The following is an 18707-nucleotide window of genomic DNA, read 5'->3' as shown; positions in this document are numbered from 1 at the left end:
TTAAGCCTCCTCTCCCTCACCGATGAGGTCGTTGCCGGTTGCCTGGGAAACCTCGCTCATGAGCTCGCCCAGCTCCGCCGCGATGTCGTCGATGGCGCTGGTGGTCTCCTCTTGTTCGGTCTTGCGGGCGTCGGCGGCGATCGCCTCGAACAGCGCCTGGTCAAGGTCGGTCTGGCCGGTCTCGTCCTCGCTCAGGACCTGGTTGTTGCGCCCTTCGAGCTCGATGTTGAGGCACAGCGACTTCATCTCCTTCACGAGCACCTTGAACGACTCGGGCACCTCGGGCGCCGGGATGTTCTCGCCCTTGACGATGGCCTCGTAGCTCTTCACGCGGCCGGCCGTATCGTCGGACTTGACCGTGAGGATCTCCTGCAGCACGTTGGAGGCGCCGTAGGCGTAGAGCGCCCACACCTCCATCTCGCCGAAGCGCTGGCCGCCGAACTGGGCCTTGCCGCCGAGCGGCTGCTGGGTGATGAGGCTGTAGGGGCCGGTCGAGCGCGCGTGGATCTTGTCGTCGACCATGTGGCCGAGCTTCAGGATGTAGGTCTGGCCGACCGTGATGGGCTCGCGGAACTGCTCGCCCGTGCGGCCGTCGTACAGCCACGTCTTGCCGGTGCGGGAGAGCTGGGGGACCAGCTCGTCGCGGGCCATGTCGCCGTACTTCTTGTGGTTGATGTTGATGAGGTTGCGGTTCGCCTTCTCGATGGCGTCCGAGATCTCGTCCTCGGTGGCGCCGTCGAACACCGGCGTGGCCACGTACATCGGGCCCTCGACCACCTCGTCGGTCTCGTCCTCGTCAGACCAGCCCCACTTCGCGGCCCAGCCCAGGTGGTTCTCGAGCAGCTGGCCGACGTTCATGCGGGAGGGGACGCCCAGGGGGTTCAGGATGACGTCGATGGGGGTGCCGTCGGCGAGGTAGGGCATGTCCTCCACGGGCAGCACGCGCGAGATGACGCCCTTGTTGCCGTGGCGGCCGGACAGCTTGTCGCCCTGCTGCACCTTGCGCTTCTGGGCCACGTAGATGCGCACGAGCTCGTTCACGCCCGGCGCCAGCTCGTCGCCGTTCTCGCGGGAGAAGCGGTAGATGCCGATGACGCGGCCGCCGCTTCCGTGCGGCACCTTGAGCGAGGTGTCGCGCACCTCGCGGGCCTTCTCGCCGAAGATGGCGCGCAGCAGGCGCTCCTCGGCGGTGAGCTCGGTCTCGCCCTTCGGGGTGACCTTGCCCACGAGCACGTCGCCCGGGAACACCTCGGCACCCACGCGGATGATGCCGTCGGCGTCCAGGTCGGAGATCATGTCGTCGGAGATGTTGGGGATCTCGCGGGTGATCTCCTCGGGGCCGAGCTTGGTGTCGCGCGCGTCGACCTCGTACTCGGAGATGTGGATGGACGTGAGCAGGTCCTCGGCCACCACGCGCTCGGACACGATGATGGCGTCCTCGTAGTTGTAGCCTTCCCACGGCATGTAGGCGATCATGAGGTTCTGGCCGAGCGCCAGCTCGCCGCCGTCGCAGCTCGGGCCGTCGGCGAGCACGTCGCCCGCGGCCACCTCGTCGCCCTTGCGGACGAGCGGGCGGTGGTTGATGCAGCCGGACTGGTTGGAGCGCTGGAACTTCGGGATCAGGTACTCGTCGTACTCGCCCTCGTCGTTCAGGATGATGATGGTCTGGCCGTCGACGTAGTCGACCACGCCGGGGCGCTGCGCCACGAGGATCTCGCCGGAGTCAACCGCGATGCGGTGCTCGATGCCGGTGCCCACGAGCGGCGCCGTGGGGCGCAGCAGCGGCACGGCCTGGCGCTGCATGTTCGAGCCCATGAGGGCGCGGTTCGCGTCGTCGTGCTCCAGAAACGGGATGAGCGAGGTGGCCACGGAGGTCATCTGGCGCGGGGACACGTCCATGTAGTTCACGAGCTCGGGCGCCACCTCGTCGGGCTCGCCGAACTCGCCGGCGGCGTTCTTGGTGCGGCAGAGCACGCGGGCGGCCTTGACCCAGTTGCCGTCCTTGTCGAAGGAGCCGTACTCGCGCGTCTCGGGGTCGAACAGGTCGTTCGCCTGGGCGATGACGTAGTTCTCCTCCTCGTCGGCGGTCAGGTAGTCGACGATGTCAGTCACCTTGCCGTCGACCACGCGGCGGTACGGGGTCTCGATGAAGCCGTAGGGGTTGATGCGGCCGTAGGTCGCCAGCGAGCCGATCAGGCCGATGTTGGGGCCTTCAGGCGTCTCGATGGGGCACATGCGGCCGTAGTGGGAGGTGTGGACGTCGCGGACCTCGAAGCCGGCGCGCTCGCGCGACAGGCCGCCCGGGCCGAGCGCCGACAGGCGGCGCTTGTGCGTGATGCCGGCGGCGGGGTTGGTCTGGTCCATGAACTGCGAGAGCTGGGAGCTTCCGAAGAACTCCTTGATGGCCGCCACGATGGGGCGGATGTTCACGAGGCTCTGCGGCGTGATCTCGTCGGGCTCCTGCATGCTCATGCGCTCGCGCACGACGCGCTCCATGCGGGACAATCCGATGCGGAACTGGTTCTGGATCAACTCGCCGACCGTGCGGATGCGGCGGTTGCCGAAGTGGTCGATGTCATCGGTCGCGAAGCCCTCGTCGCCCTCGTGCAGCGCGATGATGTAGCGCATGGTGCGCACGATGTCCTCGTCGGTGAGCGTGGAGGAGGCGTTCTCGTCGGGGTCGTAGCCGAGCTTCTTGTTCATCTTGTAGCGGCCGACCTTCGCCAGGTCGTAGCGCTGCGGGTTGAAGAACAGGCCCTCGAGCAGCGTGCGGGCGCTGTCGATGGTGGGCGGCTCGCCGGGGCGGAAGCGCTTGTAGAGCTCGATGAGGCTCTCTTCCTTGGTGGTGGCGGGGTCGCGGTCGAGCGTGCGCAGCACCATCTCGGAGTTGCCCAGAAGCTCGATGATCTCCTCGTTCGTCTCGGCCAGGCCGAGCGCGCGCACGAGCAGGGTCGCCGGCTGCTTGCGCTTGCGGTCGATGCGCACGGAGAGCAGGTCGCGCTTGTCGGTCTCGAACTCGAGCCACGCGCCGCGGCTCGGGATGACCTTCGCGTTGTAGATGGTCTTGTCAGACGTCTTGTCGCGCTCGGCGGCGAAGTAGACGCCCGGGGAGCGCACGAGCTGGGACACGACAACGCGCTCGGTGCCGTTGATGATGAACGTGCCGCGCGGGGTCATGAGCGGGAAGTCGCCCATGAACACGTCCTGCTCCTTGATCTCGCCCGTCTCGCGATTGATGAAGCGGATCTCCACGAACAGCGGAGCCTGGTAGGAGACGTCCTTCTCCTTGCACTCATCGACCGTGTACTTGGGATCGCCGAACTCATGCCGCCCGAACTCGACGCACATGTCCTTCGTGTTGTTCTCGATGGGACAGACGTCGGCGAAGGCTTGGGTCAGGCCCTCTTCTTTGAACCACTCGAAGCTATCCGTCTGGATGCCGATCAGATTCGGGACGTCCATGACGTCGGGGATCTTGGCGAAGCTTCTGCGATTCCTATAAAGGCTGGTGGAAGCGATGTTTTCTCCTTGAGCCACGAGGCTTTTCCTCCTTCACGCGCATCGCAAATCTGCAAAAAGTTGCAATTTATTAAGATATTATGAATCCGGCACAGTGTCAAGGAAAATTTTAACGAGCTATGGAAATTTGCTGGAGTTTGAGGCGAGAAAACCGCGTGCGATCAGGGCAGACGGCTGCCGCGAGCAGCCCTGAGGGAAGTCGCCGTCCCGCTCACGCTTCCGGGGCAGGTTGCCGTCCCGTTCGTGCTTCCGAGGCAGGCTGCCGTCCCGCCCGCGCCCCCGGGGCAGGCTGCCGTCCCGCCTCCCTAAAGCAGGCCGTCGAGACCCACCCTCCCGAAGCAGACCACCGATAACGGCAGTTTTCCATCCACCCTTTGGCGATTCTGGATGAAAAGAGGCCGATATCGGTGGTTTCTTGGAAAAAATGGCTGGAAAAACCGCGTTATCGGTGGTTTTCGAGGCTCGAGGCACCGATAACGGACTCGTTTCATCCACCTTTCCCGAGGAGGTGGATGAAAAAACGTCGTTATCGGTTCCGCAGTGCCTCACAGCGCCCCATACAACCTATCAGGGAGCCGACAGAGCAGAGAGCTGACAACGTAGGGAGCCGGCCGCGTAGAGAGCCGACAACGTAGGGAGCCGGCCGCGCAAGCAGCTATGCCCGAGCGGAGAACAGGGCGCTTTGACGCTGCTTGAAGTCAGCAGCTTGCGGGCGAAGGCGAATCCCCAGATGGCGAGCTATCGCCCGCGCAATCCGGTCCATCTCCAGCAGGCTGTCAAGCTGGAGCCTGGTCACCGTGATGACTTTGTATCCGGCTGCTTCCAGCGCGCGACGCTTCGCGGCATCATGGGCGATCCCCGACGAGGTGAGGTGAAGGTCGGAGTCGTATTCAACGACCAGCTTCTTCTCCGGCCAGCACATATCGGCTACATAATAGCTCTGGCTCGTCTGCGACTGAGCTCGAGCACCCATCTCAATGCGATGGTTCAGCCGCGCTCCGCCAATGCCGTAGCCTCCCCACTTGCTTGGAAGCGCTATGCGCATCACCAGGTCGGTCTCACGAGGCGAAGCGGAGCCGTCGTGAACTTGCGCAAGCGCCCGTCGCGGCGCGGCGCCATCGAAAAGCACGTCTAAATCTAGCAGATATATGGCAAATCTCCGCAGAAATTCAGCGGGAACATGGCGGATCAACGCCGCGATCTCGCCATTTGGAGCAAACGCTGTGGCATGCTGCTGCCCTTCGCATGAAACACGCAGGTCAAGCAGCATGCGAACAACATCCAAGCAGTGCGCCAAGACGAGGCTTCCAGGTTATCCACCGAAGGGAACCCCATGGGCAAACCAGTCCAACGGCGCTGTGAGAAATCAGCCTGCAAGCCAGCTTGCAGGCCAAAACTGGGGCGAAATCGAAGCGAGGGCCGAAACGAGAGGCCGAAATCGAGAATCGAGAGCCGAAAGCCGAAAGCCGAAGCTAAACCCCAGGCGTCCTTCCTTAAAGAGCCTCAGGCAAGCTGCCGCCTATGCCACTCAAGCAGAGCCCGCTCCAAACCCAACAAGCCATCAACATAGCCGCACGGGGCATCGGCACGCACGGCCTCAATGAGGCGGCCCACCCAAGCCCGAGGATGCTCCTCGATGAACGTGCGCACTTGCGCCTCTAAGGAAAAAAGCTCATCGGCAGACTCGGCAGTTGAGGCGGAACCAGAAGCAAGGCCGGGCTTGGCGGCTTGATCGGACCCGGAATCAAGCACGGCTTCAGATTCGAGGGCAGAGGCAAACCCGGCTTCGGGACCAGCCGCCCGTCGCGCCGACGCAGCCTCAGCAGCTCGACGGCACAGCTCCGAGAGCAAAAGCAGCTCCACGCCCATATGGTCCTCATACTGGTTAGACGGACCCGACAACTCAAGGCCCGCCTCTCGCAACAACGCGCGCATCTCATAAGTGGCCTGACCGAAGCCCACACTCACCTCAGAAGAGCCCCGGTGAAAGGCCTCCCAAGGAGCAGCAGCCGGCTTGGGCGGACCCACGAACAGGTGAGTGTGCTCCACGGCAGCCTTCTGCACAGCAGCGTCCTCACCGGCCTCTCCGGCACGGCGCGCCCATTCGCTGAGATTGTCAGCCGCAGCGCGCACGGCCCCGTCGGCAAAGTCGGGGAAGGAAACCCAGAACTCAGGGTCTGCCCCCTCGTGAGATGTTTGGTTCATGGGCGTAAGCAGGGAGTTCCCGATAAAAGCATATGCCGCGGAAAGCGTTTGCCAATCTTGCGAGTAGAGCATAGTGAAACCTTCTCTTCGATAGGAGCTTCTGAACGGCACAGGAGGGCATGCCTCATCTAAAGGCCGCAACTGCGAAAAGCCGCAATTACGGCCCTCCTCGCCGGAAAAGGGAAAAGCGAGGAAGCCGACAGACAAGCCCGAGGAGGGCAGGAGGGCTTGTCTGTCGAATCAGGGTGGGCAAGGGTGCTTGCCCGCTAAGCCAGAAAGGACGAAGGCGCCATCAAGCCGGGAAGGCAAAACCCGGCAGGGATGGCAGCCGGAAGAACGGCAGGCCGAATCCTAGGCGGAAGCCTCAGCCCCAGCAGCTGAAGCAGCTTCCTTTCTGACGGCCGAGGCGACCTGCGCCTTCTTCTTGCCGCCTCCCTCAACCAGCATTTTGCGAGCGAGCAGCATGAACACCAGCGCACCGAGCGCCAGCACGCCCGCAACCACCACGAGCTCAACCCACGTGGGCGCGTACGAGCTGGTCGCCGCCCACATATCGACGCCGGTCGCATGCGCAGCAGCCGACGAGCCGCTCGCGATACCCGGTGCGCCATAGACGTTCGGCACCACGAAGCTCGTGAACAGCAGCCATACGCGCTTGCACAGCACGCCCAGAACCACCAGTACGCTCGAGGCCACCACGAGCTTCACGTTGGCGCGGTTCTTCGCGAACACCAACACGCAGAAGGGCACGAGCAGACCGCCAACGATCTCGAACCAGAAGAACGGGGCAGTAGCACCACCAAGCATGATGGACAGTGCCTCGGCGCCCCTCGCGCCCGGATATGCCATGGTGAGCACCTCGCAGCCGATGAAGAACGCGTCGATCGCGATGCAAGTTGCAAGCAGCCCCGCGAGTGACTTCATGAGCTCGCGTGAAAACTTGAACCATCCTGCGGCGTCAAGCGCCACGAGCACCACCAGCAGAAGCGCGAGTCCCGAGTCCATGGCCGACGCCACGAAGATAGGCGCCATGATGGCCGAGTACCACTCTTTCGCCAGCTGCAGGCCGAAAATCCACGCCGTCACGGAGTGCACCAGGATGGCGGCTGGCAGGGCGAAACGCGAGACGACCTCGACTTTGCGGGAGTCGACGCCATACCTGGTCATGAACAGCAGGTACAGAATGTTGAGCACCAGGTAGACGGTGATCACGCACATATCCCAGAGCAGCGGGGACGTGGGGTTCGGCCCGGTGACGATGCGCCACACGCGCTGGATGCCGCCCATGTCGATGAGCACGAACATGCCGGCCGCGCAGATGCACACCGTCGACAGGATGATGGCGGGCAGGGCCACGGCCTTGAACTTCGTGATGTGGAACACGCTCGCCGAGGAGGCTACGATCAGGCCGCCGGCTGAAAGGCCCACGAACAGCATGAACATGGTGATGTAGAGGCCCCACGACGTGCCGTTGTTCATGCCGGTGACTCCGAGGCCGCCCATGAGCTGGTAAATCCACGCGGCTACGCCGGCCGCCGTCAGCACGCCGAGCACGCCCGCGACAATCTTGAACTTAGGTGAAGCAGTTTGCATTCCAAGCACCCCCTCAGTTGAAATAACGGACTTGCGGGCGCGTGCCCTGCTCGGGCAGCAGGACGTAGGCGCTCTTCTCGCGGATAAGGCGGGAAACCTCGGAACTCGGATCATCGAGGTCCCCGAAGGTGCGAGCCTCCGCAGGGCAACAGCGCACGCACATCGGCTCGTCGCCACGGTCAGTGCGCTCCTTGCACATGGTGCATTTCTCCATTACGCCCTTGGATCGCACCGGCACGCCTGCATCCCCGTAGCAGAAATCTGGGTCGCGAACCGGATCATTCCAGTTGAACACGCGAGCGTTGTAGGGGCAGGCCGCCATGCACATGCGACAGCCGATGCACTTGTCGTAGTCGATCTGCACGCGCCCCTTATCGTCCTTGTACGTAGCGCCCGTCGGACACACGCGCTGACACGCGGGGTTTTCGCAATGCTGACAAGCTATGGGGAGATAGGTGCGCGCAAGGTTGGGGTAGGTGCCTTGCGCATCGAACTCATTCTCGCAGCCCTCAACAATCACACGGTTCCACATCATGCCCATAGGCACGTTGTTTTGCATCTTGCAAGCCATGGCGCAGGTATTGCAGCCCATGCAGCGATCGAGGTTGATCGCCATTCCGAATTTTGTCATAGCGCATCACCTATGCTTTCTTGACTTCAACAAGCGTGTCATTGAAAGGAATGACCCGTCCCTTCGCAAGCGCCTTGCCCCTCGGGTTCACCGCATCGTTCGTCACATTCTGCAAGTTACCCTCGACCATGAACTTTGGCCATACGCCTTCAACGATGATCGCCATACCGGGACAGACAGCCTCCGTCGCCACGCATTCACACTTGAACGAGCCCCTGTCGTTGAACACCTCAACCGTATCACCTGAGACCAAGCCGCGCGCAGCCAAGTCGATAGGGTTCATCTCGACGGCGGGATCGTAGTGTTGGCGAATCCACGTCGCATCCATGAAGTTCTGATGAACGAAATACCTCGATCGGCGCTGCGTCATATGGAGCGGGTATCGCTCCCGCAGAACGTTGCCCGCATACGCCTCGTGCGGAGCTTCCCAAGTGGGAAGCGCTTGCCCATAGCTCACGAGATCCTCATAGTACACGTCTATCTTCCCAGACTTCGTCTTATAAGTCTGGCCGCTGTAGCTGCGTGCTATCTCGGGCTGATTTCTCAATGCCACAACACCTTTGCTCGCAACGACCTCATCGAGCGTTATACCTGCGACGGCTTTGTCAGTGGAGTTCTCTAGCTGGAACCGGGTAAGCTCTTCTTGACTTGCGGGCATGCTGTCGCCATAGCCGAGACGTTTCGCCATCTCACGCTCGATCCAGAAGTCTGTTTTGCTCTCGAACAAGGGATCGAGGACTCTTTGCTGCAGAAGAACGTGCCCTCGCAAGGCTCGAACGAAGCCAATTTCCTCGTCACACTCAAAATGAGAGCAGACTGGTAGAACGATGTCAGCCCAGTCGACCGTCGGCGTATGCCAAATATCCTGAACGACAATGAAATCAAGGCTCCGAGCCCACTCGTCGGTTCGATTCTGGTTTCCCGCAACTTGCTGAAACGCTCCATTTTGCGCCCACAGGAACTTGATGCCGCTTTTGTCATCTCGGCAGTCTACGCTGCCTTTGGCGGCTTTTGCGGTCTTGCACTCGCTCGGCAAAGGCCAACTCGCAAACTTGCCCGCGCCGAATATCTTCTGGTACGAGTTCACGTAGGCACCAGCGCCCCAACCAGGAACGTCCGTCCCGAAGGAGCCCACGAGCGTCGCAAGTAAAACTGCTGCGTGGCCAGCCACATCAGCGTTGTAGAACTTCTCGCCGCCACCGAATCCAAACGAGAGAATGGAAGGACCGTGGTTAGCATATTTGTCCGCCAGTTCAACAAGCGTCTCCTCCGCAATGCCTGTAAGCTCAGAGGCCCACGCGACCGTATACTGCCGCTGATTCTCTTTCAACAGGGAAAATACCGTGGCGTAAGCCTCACCATCAACGACTGCTTCGTGCTCTAACGCTGGAGAAACGCCGTTCGCCAGGTACTCAACAACTGATTCCGTCCCTTCATCCCAAACCATAAAGGGGTTCTCGGTACCCGTCTGAGCAGCATCAGACACGATATCACGCCTCAGAAGCGATCCGTCAGAGCGCTTTACCAAGAAGGGCATACTCGTGTTTACCTTCAGATAGCTCTCGTTATACCAACCTTTCTCGAGAATGACAGACACCATTCCCAAGTAGAGCGCCGGATCGGTCCCGGCAACGATGGGAATCCAACGCGAACTCTTCGCAGCCGTAGTGCAGAAGTTGGGATCGATCGTAATGATTTCCGAACCCGCATCCTTCGCATCGAAGAAGTACTTTGATGTGACCATGCAGGTTTCAAGCATGTTGCACCCTACGTTCAGAATGGTCTTGGCGTTCTTCCAGTCGGTTACCTCGTTGGAAGACGCACCCTGCTGACCCGACTCAGCCAACGCCGGAGAGAATCCATTGCCCAAACCGATATCTATGCCGCGACGAGGCTTCTCCTGCCCTTTTAGGAGCTTGGGCAGAAAAGTGGTTAGGGAGTCGACCGCCGTCTGGAAGGCTATTGCTTGAGGGCCGTCTTTCTCCCAAGTCTCCTTCACCTTGTCAGCGATGGTATCCAACGCCTCATCCCATGTAATCTGAACGAACTCTCCTTTGCCACGTTCCCCTACGCGCTTAAGAGGGGCCTGGATGCGATCGGCACTGTACGTGTGCTGGATTTCCGAAATCCCTTTGAGGCAGACGGTTTCATTGCGCTTATTCGGCCAGTCGTTGGGTTCGATCAGAACCATGCGTCCATCTCGCACGGTGCACTTCAGATGGCAGTTGCATTGGCAATGACGATAGTGGAACGTGTACGCTACGCGCTCTTCGGGCTCGGCGTGAGCCTGGGCCGGGGCCAGCCAGCCGCTCGTGCTGGTCATGCTGGCAGCGCCCGCAAGGCCGACGGCGCCAGCCGCTGCCCCTGCCGTCTTGAGAAAGCTTCGACGCGTGAGCCCGCCTCGCGAGCTGTTCGCTGTTGACATTTCTCCTCCTAGAATTGGCGAAGCATCTCTTGCTGAACGCATTGGGCAAAACGCCCACCTCTTCCTGCGTTCCGCCTCGCTCTCCCCTTCGTCAGACAGCTGCGCATGCCACCTGGCTTAAGGCTCGAACTACCGATGCCCCTCGTGGACAACTCCTCGAAGCCATCCACCTCTTTACGTCACGATAGAATCGGCCAAATTCCATTGAGGTTACTATAGCAGGATTGTCCTATGACAATCAAGAATTATCATAGGACAATTTTTGAGAGACAGAGACGTTTTACAGGCGAGAGCTTTGCGAACGAGAACCTCACACGCAGACGTCTCTTGCAGCCTCGCTTCCAAAAGGCCCTCGCCATGAGAGCGCAGCGAACCGCAAGCTGGCCAGCATCAACAGCGCTGGAAAAAGATGCCTGACGCTGGCACCGGCATCATCAGCAACACTGGCATCAGCATCAGCATCAGCACTGACACCGGCGTCGAGGACCCGCACCGGCACCGACGGCTATTCGAGCTCAAGGCCGTTGTCGTCGCAATACCTCTGGCATGACCTCAGCAGGGCGTCGAAGTCGTCTTCCACAACAAGCCAGATGATCTCCCGATCAACGTCTCCATAGGCATGGGCTAAGCGGTTGCGCACGCCCAGCACGCCGCGGCGATCAAACCCGTACTGCTCCACAACCTCTTCGGAGAGATGCCCCGCCTCTTCGGTCACGCGAAACACGCGGTTCATGACGCCTTCTGCCACCAAATCGTCCTGATCGTCCTTTGGGCTAAGAAAGCGCTCCCGCGTGATGCCAAGCGCCCTCATCTGGCGTTTGGTCTGCGTTATCACGTCGTAGATCTCCTGCAGTCGCGCAAGGTCACTGCTCTTCGCGCTCATAGACGAGCACCTTCTCCCTCTCAATCGCCGCCTCGAGACTTCGGTTCTTCAGCCGCCTCGCCGACACCACGTCAACCTCGCGACCCGTAGCCCGCTCAATGCGCTTCTGGAACTGCGCGAGCTCGCGCAAGCTGAACGAGCCGCCAGCATCGTACTCGATGCGCACGTCAACGTCACTCTCGTCGTCGAAGGTTCCCCGCGCGAACGAGCCGAACAGATACGCCTTCCTGATTGCGGGAAACGCAGCGGCAGCTTGAGCGACAGCCTCGCGCACGCACTCGCCAGAAGACGCCGGGTGCTTTTCCGCTGCCAAAGGCCGCACGCTCACCACGCGCGGACATGCCTCCTGGTAGCGATTGACGAGCTCCTCGCCCTCAAAGCCCGCCGCAACCAGCTGGCGCAGCACAAACAGCGAGACATCCTCGTCTTCAACGTCGATTGGCTTGATGAGCAGGCCGTCTTCGGTTTCCTCAACCCACGCATACTCAGTGAAGCCCTTCTTCTTGTAAAGCTTCGAGGGAATGGTGATCTGCCGCTTGCTGGAGATGCGAACGGTTTGGGGGTTGGCCAACGTCGATTGCGTCATAGACGCTCCTTTCGCCAATCGCTTGGTACCAAGCGCAAAGCGATTATAGCACGAGGCATGATCCCAGAGGAGCCTTCCCCTACCATCCCAACTCCAACGCTACCTGGGCTACCTCACGAAGGGAGCCTTTCCAGCCTCTCCCAAGATGTCACCGAAACCTTCGCTAAAGCTTGAGGGAACCACCACGGTGCCACCGGTCTCGCGAATGCTCTCATAAAGCAAGTGCATGGCACGCAGGCGCAGCGCGACGTCATTCTCGGCGTAAGCCGCGCCCATCTCGCCCACCATCTCGCAGATGTCCTGCTCGGCTTCCATGAGGATGATGCGCGCCTTCTTGCGCTGCTCAGCCTGGGCCTCGAGCGACATCACGTCCTGCAGATCGCACGGCATGAGGATGTCGCGAATCTCAACGGACAGCACGGTCACGCCCCACGGCGCCACCTTCTCTTCAAGCATGTGCTTGAGCTCGCGGTCGAGCTGCTGACGGCGAATGGCCACCTCAGCAGCTCCGCCGCGCCCTATGGCGTCGCGCAGGGCCGTCTGCGCCGCCAGCTCAACAGCACGCGTAAAGTCTCCCACCTCGAGACATGCCGACTTCGCATCCCACACGTGCCAGAACAGAACCGCGTTCACGTCAAGCGGCACCAGATCGCTCGTAAGCGTCTCCTCGGCGCCAAAGGTGGTCACGCGCACGCGCGTGTCAACACGCATGGTGTTTTGCTCGATCACGGGAAACGTCCAGAACAAACCCGGCCCTGACACGCGGTTGAACTTGCCGAATCGCAGCACCACCACGCGTTCCCACTCCTGCGCGATGTGCACCGAGCACGTCATGAGCGCCGCCGCCACAACCGCTACGGCGATACCCACGAGACCGATCCCGCCCGCAACCAGATATACCGCGCCCAACGCCACGACAAAAACCACCGCGAAGACCACCGTCGAGAACAGCAGCACGCCTGCGCTCGACGCCCGCTCGCCCGTTACCTCGGTATATGCGTAGCCGCTTTGGCTGTCGGGCACCACGCGCCACGAACGCCGCGCCGTCCGCCCAACGCTGCTCGCATCGCCGCCCGCAACGCCCGCATCAGCTCCCCGCGACGCACGCCCTCCACCCGCAGGCATGCCCGCCTTATCCTCCGAACGCCGCATGGTCGCCTCCCTTCCGCACGCCTACCTCAACTTCCACGATGCGCCCGCGACCACCCGGCATGCCGCCCTGCGCCACATGCGCTTCCTCAAACTTGCGCTGCTTGACGCGATGCGTGATACGCGCCAGCATATCGTCATAGTTCAATCCCAAATCACGGCATGTATTGATGAACTCATCCATCACGGCCTCAACGTCTTGCCCGAATTCTTCACCCACCTCAGCCGCAAGGTCGCGCACGAACACGCCACGCCCGCGCGCAGACTCCAAGTAGCCGTCGGACACCAGGCTCAGATACGCCTTGTTCACCGTGTTGTAGTTGATAGATATGTCCGATGCCAGCCCGCGCACCGTGGGCAGCTGGTCACCTGGCTTGAAGTAGCCCGAATTGATCAAGTAGATCAACCGTTGCCGTAGCTGCACCCACAGGGGCAGATCGCTTTGCTCGTCGACTTCGAAGGGAAACACTTACATCACTCCTAGAGTTGAGATAATGGGATGGATACCTGCCTCCACAATGCAGAAGCGCAACGCTGCGCCACCCGCGAGAACGCATGCTGCGGCAACAAGAGAGATGACGGGCAGCCTCGTACGCAAGACATCAAATACCGAGAATCGTGTCAACTCCGGCACTTGGCTGAGCACGACAACCGCATCGAACACGAAAGGCACGATCAGGCCCGCAACCACGAGCACGCCCCAAAAGACCTCGGAAAGCGCACCGCCCGTAAGCGTCTCCGCTGACGCCTGCGCGGCAAGCGCGCTCTGGCCATCGAGTGCACCGCCTTGGCTCGCCATCACGAGCAAAGCCGTGAGAACCGCGACTTCAAGCAGAATAAGAATCGCATCGAAGGCTGCCATGCGCGCGGAGACGCGCGAGAACGTCTGAGCAACGCCAGTGAACTGCGCCGTTGCAAGCGTCACGGCCACACCGCACGACAACGAGGACAGCACGAACAGCGCAGGCAGCCACGGGCTCGCCCACAGCGGGACCGCCGCCTGCGCCTGGAGCAAAAGGCCCGTGTATCCCATGACCACGCCCGCCGTCACAAGCGATACTGCCTCGAGCACCGAGCGCAACGCGCGCGCCGGCGCGCCCAGGCGCGCGCAGCGCCACAGGAGAGCGAGTGCCGCGGAGAACGCGAGCGTGACGAGCAGAGCGTACGCGCCCACCGTGATATGCACGAACGTCGGACTCGTAACCAGCAGCAACAGACGATCAGCGCGCCCCAGGTCAGCCATGAGGCAAAGCACGCTGAGCGCAAGCAGGACGAATGCTGCGGCGAAACTCGGCGCGAGCAGGCGCCGATACGCTTGAGCCGCGCCTGCGCTCTCCCTCAGCTCACGCGGAGAGAGCTTCGCGAGCACGCTCGCGACGAAGCAAGCACCTGCACCCGTGCCGCCGAGGAAGAGATAGCATGTCATCAGCGAGCTGAACACCACGCCCTCCCTCCGCTTGCGAACTCTCGACTTCAAAGCATCCCGTCGTCACGCCGTGCGACGCTTCGGACCTTGCCCTTTGGCCACACTGATTATCCTAGGACAATTTAACGGCATTGTACGCCATGAGAGCCCTTGAAGCTCGGCGCAGCGGCAAGATTTCCCATTTGAGCGAAGAGGGGCGCGGAAAAGGCGTACTATTGTGCATGGCAGGCAATCGCAACGAGAAAGGACGAGCCATGGCCGTTATGCCGCAGGAAGTCAAGGAGCTGTTCGAGAAGGTGCCCGCCGTCGCGTTCGCCACCGCGACCGCCGACGGGCAGCCCAACGCGTCGATCGTGGGCATGAAGTGGGTCATCGACGACGAGACGATCTACCTGTCCGACCAGTTCTTCAAGAAGACGCACGCGAACGTGCTGGACAACGCCAAGGTGGCGGTGGTGTTCTGGGAGGGACACGACGCCTATCAGATCCACGGCACCGCGCGCATCGCCGAGGGAGCCGAGCTCGAGGAGCAGAAGGCGAAGGCTGACGCGAAGTTCGCGCAGATCGGCATGCCCATCAAGGCGAAGGGCGGCGTGTTCGTGCACGTCGACGCCGTCTACACCTCGGCGGCCGGCCCCACCGCCGGCGACCAGATCGCCTAGCGCGAAGCCGCCGAACGCGACGTCGCTCAGCGCAGCAGCGTCGGACGCAGCGCCACCGAACGCGGCAGGCCGCCGCCGGGGAGTCCTCGGCGGCGGCCTGCTCGTGAGAGCCTTATGATCCCTGCGCCATGGGCGCGACCGCCCTGCGGCAAGCGGCGCCCTGCATGCCCCGCGCACCCTCTGCGCTACGCGCCTTGCAGGCGCCCTGCGCGCCGCGCGCCCGATCCGCACGTCGCGCCTTGCGGGCGCCCTGCGTGCTGCACGCCCGCTCTGCACATCGCGCCCGTCCTCCAACCTCGCAGGACCTTGAGCCTTGCGAGGGACGAGGGCGCTAGCGGGCGTTGAGCGCGACGCGGCCGCTTATGACGCTGAAGTCGAGGCGCGCCTTCCCATCGCCGTAGACGTAGGTGTTCCCGTCCTGCCGCGCGTCGAAGGCGCACGAGAACGAGCCCGACACCTTCTCCACGACCGCCGTGAAGCCGCCTTCGTCGGGAAGCGCCAGGTCCACCTGGCCGCTCGCCACGCTGACGCGCGCGCTGCCCGGCATCGCCTGCTCGCAGGCCACGCTGACGCGACCGCTCGCCACGTCGGCGCGCACGCTCTGCGCGAAGACGCCGGCGACGTCCACCTGCCCGCTCGCCACGCCGAGGTCGAGCACGTCGGCTCGCACGTCGGCCACCTTGACGCCACCCGACCCCACGTTGAGGCGCAGCGTCTCGCATGAGAGCCCCGACAGGTCGTAGGAGCCCGACGCGCCGTTGACCTTCACCGTGGCCAGCTCGCCGGCCGCGCTGCGCGGGATGACCACCTCCAGGTGCCTCACGCCGTTCACGGCCATGCAGCCGAAGAAGCCCCTCGGCATGCCGTACCGCACGCTCAGCAGCCCGTTCGAGGCCGACCACTGCATCTGCTGCGAGCGCGCGATCGCGCCCGTCTGCCGCTCCACGAGCTTGACCTGGCCGTCCGTCTCGCCGTCGTCCGCTACGCGCACGATGACCGAGCCCGCCGCCCAGTCGATGTCGAGCGAGCGCACCTCACTCGCATCGACGTACCTGGTGGAGACTTCCGTCGTGTTCGCGGCGGTCTCGCCCGCCGGCGCAGGCGCGGCCCACAGGCCCCACGGCCCCCGATGCGCCCAGCTCGTCATGCAGGCGCCCAGCCCGCCGATCACGAGCACCCCGCACGCCACGATGGCGACGATCTTGTTGCGTGATTCCTTCGTCAGCTTGGTCATGGCTCCTACCCCTGTCCGTTGTGCTCGGCGCGATAGTTCGGGTCATCCTCGATGATGCGCGCGATCCAGTAGTACAGCGGGATGGTGAGGAACACGAGCCACCCCGGGTGCCACCATCCGAACAGGCACCCCGTCAGCAGGTAGAACAGAAGGCACGCCACCGGGTAGGGAAAGGAGCGCCACGCGCCACGCGAGGAGCGCGTGGGAGCGGGAGCGGCCGATGTCGGCGCGGGCTGCGGCGCGGGCGCGGGCATCGGCGCAGGATGTAGCGCGGGAGCGGGCGTCGGCGTGGGCATCGGCGCAGGCTGCGGCGCGGGCGCGGGGACGGGCTGCGGCGCAGCTGCGGGTACCAGCACAGGCGCAGCGGCAGGCTGCGGTGCAGCTGCGGACGCAACGGGTGCGGGAGCCACGTGCTCCAGCTCCCCTCGCAGCCCGCCCTGCGGCTCATCCTGCAGCTCATCATGCGGCGCAGGCGCAGGCGCAGAGGGCGCCGGCTCGGACGGGGCGGGAAGGGGCGACGCGTCGGATTGCGCGGAGACGCGCGCCTCTTGGGCCTGGTCCTGCGACTGGACCTGCCTCCGAGCCTGCGTCTGCGCCTGAACCTGAGCCTGATCCTCCTCCTCCTGGCCCTGCGCTTCGGTCTCCTTCTGCGCCTGCGCTCTCCCCTCCTCCCCGCGCACGAGCTGGTCGAGCGTTACCTCGTAGAGGTCGGCGAGCGCTACGAGGTTGCCCGTGTCGGGCGCCGCCTCGCCGCGCTCCCACTTCGACACGGCCTGCCGCGACACGCCCAGCTGCGCGGCAAGCTCCTCCTGGCTCAGGCCCTTCTCCCGCCGCAAGCTGGCAAGGCGCGGGGCTATCTCTATGTTCATGCGGAAGCCTCTCCTTTTCGTGATGGTCATGTCGATCTCGCTTCCCCAGATTACGGTAGCGTCCAGCCACCTGCCAGCAACTCTGATATCCATTTTGGGCCATTTTGCGCAACCTCTGGTAGCAATCGCCCCTGACCAGGCATTACGCGCGAAATAAAAATGCGGGCCCTCTCGGCGAGAGGGCCCGCTCCTCGATTACTACCTTCCGTCCCGCAGGGCCTTGAGCTTGGCGAGGGCCTCGGGGCTGATGCGGTCGGCGACCGTGTTCTTGCGCGCCACCTTCGGAGCCTCGTCGAGGCGCGCCTCGACGTAGTACATGCCCACCTCGTGGGAGAAGCCCTCGGCGCTCATGCGGTCGACCCCGCCGCCGAACACGGTGTCCTGGATGGTGGCGTCCGAGGTGACCACGAGCGTCTCGATCATGCGCTCGCGCGCATCGTGCGCGAGCTTCTCGATCACCTTGTCGGCCGACTGGCCCGCCGGCGAGAACATGATCTGCACGCCGCCGACCGTCTCAACCTCGCCTTGGGAGAACTCGTTGTACGCGCCGTCAAACACGATGATGGCGCGCCACTCGCGCCCCGCGTAGTTCACCACGTCGTTGATGAGGCGCTCGCGGGCCGTGTTGAACGTGTCGTCGGTGTAGTCGGGGTGCGTCGCGGAGACCAGCTTGTAGCGGCTGCCCGAGCGCAGCACGTTGTAGCCGTCGACGATCAGCAGCTTCTTGCGTTGGCGCGGCACGCTACCCTCGCAGCCCCTCGGCCGCCGTGCGGTTCTGGCGCAGCCACTCGTACATGCAGGCGGTGGACGCCTGCGCCACGTTGAGCGAGGAGATGTCGCCCACCTGCGGCAGCTTCACGCCGAAGTCGCAGTTGCCCAGGACCAGGTTCGACACGCCCTCGCCCTCGTTGCCGAGCACGAGCACGATCTTGCCCTTGAGGTTGGCGTCCCAGATGTAGTCGGCGGCGTGCTCGGTGGCGGCGGCCACCCAGAACCCCTCCTTCTTCAGGCGCTCGAGGCAGCTCGAGATGTTGGCCACCTGCGTCACGGGGATGTGCGCGATGGCGCCCGCCGAGCTCTTGTAGGTGGCGGCCGTCACGCGCGCCGCGCGCTTGTTGGGGATGACGATGCCCGCGGCCCCCACCGACTCGGCCGAGCGCGCGATGGCGCCGAGGTTCCCCGCGTCGGTGATGTGGTCGAGCACCACCACGAGCGCGCGCCCGTTGTGCTCCTCGGCGCTGCGCTGCGCGGCCTTGAGGACGGCCGTCACGTTCACGTACTCGAACGGCTGGGCCTCGGCGACGACGCCCTGGTGGCTGCCATGGTCGGACAACTCGTCGAGCTTCTTGCGCGGGACGCTCTTCACCGGCACGTCGAGGTTACGCGCCTTGCGCAGGATGTCGGCGATCAGGCCGTCGCGTTGGACGTTGTCGGCCATGAGGATGCGCTTCACGGGCACGTGCGTGCGCAGCGCCTCGACGACCGGTCGCTTGCCTTCTATGTAGTCTGCCATGGGGCTGCCTCT

At 63.2% G+C, this 18707-nt stretch carries 16 protein-coding genes; 1 reads left to right on the top strand and 15 read right to left on the bottom strand.

Annotated features, from left to right (window positions below; all coding sequences use genetic code 11):
- The 11 genes from G7Y50_RS09080 to nrfD (G7Y50_RS09030) form a co-directional block, all read right to left on the bottom strand.
- Positions 1–3462, bottom strand: a complete 3462-nt coding sequence (locus tag G7Y50_RS09080) for a DNA-directed RNA polymerase subunit beta (protein WP_370458018.1) — start codon at positions 3460–3462, stop codon at positions 1–3.
- A gap of 712 nt (positions 3463–4174) precedes the next feature.
- Complete coding sequence (locus tag G7Y50_RS09075; protein WP_165056511.1) at positions 4175–4789, bottom strand: DUF559 domain-containing protein; 615 nt, start codon at positions 4787–4789, stop codon at positions 4175–4177.
- 233 nt (positions 4790–5022) lie between these two features.
- Positions 5023–5796: a molecular chaperone gene (locus G7Y50_RS09070; RefSeq protein ID WP_165056512.1), complete on the bottom strand. Its 774-nt coding sequence runs from the start codon at positions 5794–5796 to the stop codon at positions 5023–5025.
- 279 nt (positions 5797–6075) lie between these two features.
- Positions 6076–7317 carry an NrfD/PsrC family molybdoenzyme membrane anchor subunit gene (nrfD, locus tag G7Y50_RS09065; RefSeq protein WP_165056513.1) on the bottom strand — a complete coding sequence of 414 codons (1242 nt, stop codon included), beginning with the start codon at positions 7315–7317 and terminating at the stop codon, positions 6076–6078.
- 13 nt (positions 7318–7330) lie between these two features.
- Entirely contained in the window at positions 7331–7948 is a 618-nt protein-coding gene (locus G7Y50_RS09060) for a 4Fe-4S dicluster domain-containing protein (RefSeq protein WP_165056514.1), read from the bottom strand.
- Positions 7949–7958: 10 nt separating this feature from the next.
- Positions 7959–10373, bottom strand: coding sequence for a molybdopterin-dependent oxidoreductase (locus tag G7Y50_RS09055; protein WP_165056515.1), 2415 nt, complete (start codon positions 10371–10373; stop codon positions 7959–7961).
- Positions 10374–10878: 505 nt separating this feature from the next.
- Complete coding sequence (locus tag G7Y50_RS09050; RefSeq protein WP_206214818.1) at positions 10879–11256, bottom strand: DUF86 domain-containing protein; 378 nt, start codon at positions 11254–11256, stop codon at positions 10879–10881.
- A complete protein-coding gene (locus tag G7Y50_RS09045; protein ID WP_165056516.1) occupies positions 11237–11842 on the bottom strand; it encodes a nucleotidyltransferase domain-containing protein in 606 nt (201 codons plus the stop codon). Before G7Y50_RS09045 ends, G7Y50_RS09050 begins: the two co-directional genes overlap by 20 nt.
- A 108-nt stretch (positions 11843–11950) precedes the next feature.
- Positions 11951–12994: a slipin family protein gene (locus G7Y50_RS09040; protein WP_241156603.1), complete on the bottom strand. Its 1044-nt coding sequence runs from the start codon at positions 12992–12994 to the stop codon at positions 11951–11953.
- The gene (locus G7Y50_RS09035) at positions 12975–13460 is read right to left on the bottom strand and encodes a GntR family transcriptional regulator (protein WP_165056517.1); all 486 of its coding nucleotides are present in this window, start codon (positions 13458–13460) and stop codon (positions 12975–12977) included. The genes G7Y50_RS09040 and G7Y50_RS09035 overlap by 20 nt, the downstream gene beginning before the upstream one ends.
- Positions 13461–14468: an NrfD/PsrC family molybdoenzyme membrane anchor subunit gene (nrfD, locus tag G7Y50_RS09030; RefSeq protein ID WP_255464144.1), complete on the bottom strand. Its 1008-nt coding sequence runs from the start codon at positions 14466–14468 to the stop codon at positions 13461–13463.
- Positions 14469–14671: 203 nt separating this feature from the next.
- On the opposite strand from nrfD (G7Y50_RS09030), the gene G7Y50_RS09025 reads away from it, so the two are divergent.
- Complete coding sequence (locus G7Y50_RS09025) at positions 14672–15079, top strand: pyridoxamine 5'-phosphate oxidase family protein (protein ID WP_165056519.1); 408 nt, start codon at positions 14672–14674, stop codon at positions 15077–15079.
- A 331-nt stretch (positions 15080–15410) separates the two neighbouring features.
- On the opposite strand, the gene G7Y50_RS09020 is transcribed toward G7Y50_RS09025, so the two are convergent.
- The 4 genes from G7Y50_RS09020 to rlmB form a co-directional block, all read right to left on the bottom strand.
- Complete coding sequence (locus G7Y50_RS09020) at positions 15411–16313, bottom strand: DUF4097 family beta strand repeat-containing protein (protein WP_165056520.1); 903 nt, start codon at positions 16311–16313, stop codon at positions 15411–15413.
- A gap of 5 nt (positions 16314–16318) precedes the next feature.
- Positions 16319–17182, bottom strand: a complete 864-nt coding sequence (locus G7Y50_RS11950) for a helix-turn-helix domain-containing protein (protein ID WP_241159514.1) — start codon at positions 17180–17182, stop codon at positions 16319–16321.
- A gap of 198 nt (positions 17183–17380) precedes the next feature.
- Entirely contained in the window at positions 17381–17923 is a 543-nt protein-coding gene (locus G7Y50_RS09005; RefSeq protein ID WP_165056521.1) for an NYN domain-containing protein, read from the bottom strand.
- Between the two features lies 1 nt (position 17924).
- On the bottom strand, positions 17925–18695 hold the full coding sequence (gene rlmB / locus G7Y50_RS09000) for a 23S rRNA (guanosine(2251)-2'-O)-methyltransferase RlmB (RefSeq protein WP_165056522.1): 771 nt from the start codon (positions 18693–18695) through the stop codon (positions 17925–17927).
- Positions 18696–18707: the final 12 nt, after the last annotated feature.

The organism is Adlercreutzia sp. ZJ176, assembly GCF_011038975.1.
Lineage (GTDB): Bacteria > Actinomycetota > Coriobacteriia > Coriobacteriales > Eggerthellaceae > CAAEEV01.
Note: the sequence above shows the minus strand (reverse complement) of the source record. Positions and strands in the feature narration are given on the sequence as shown.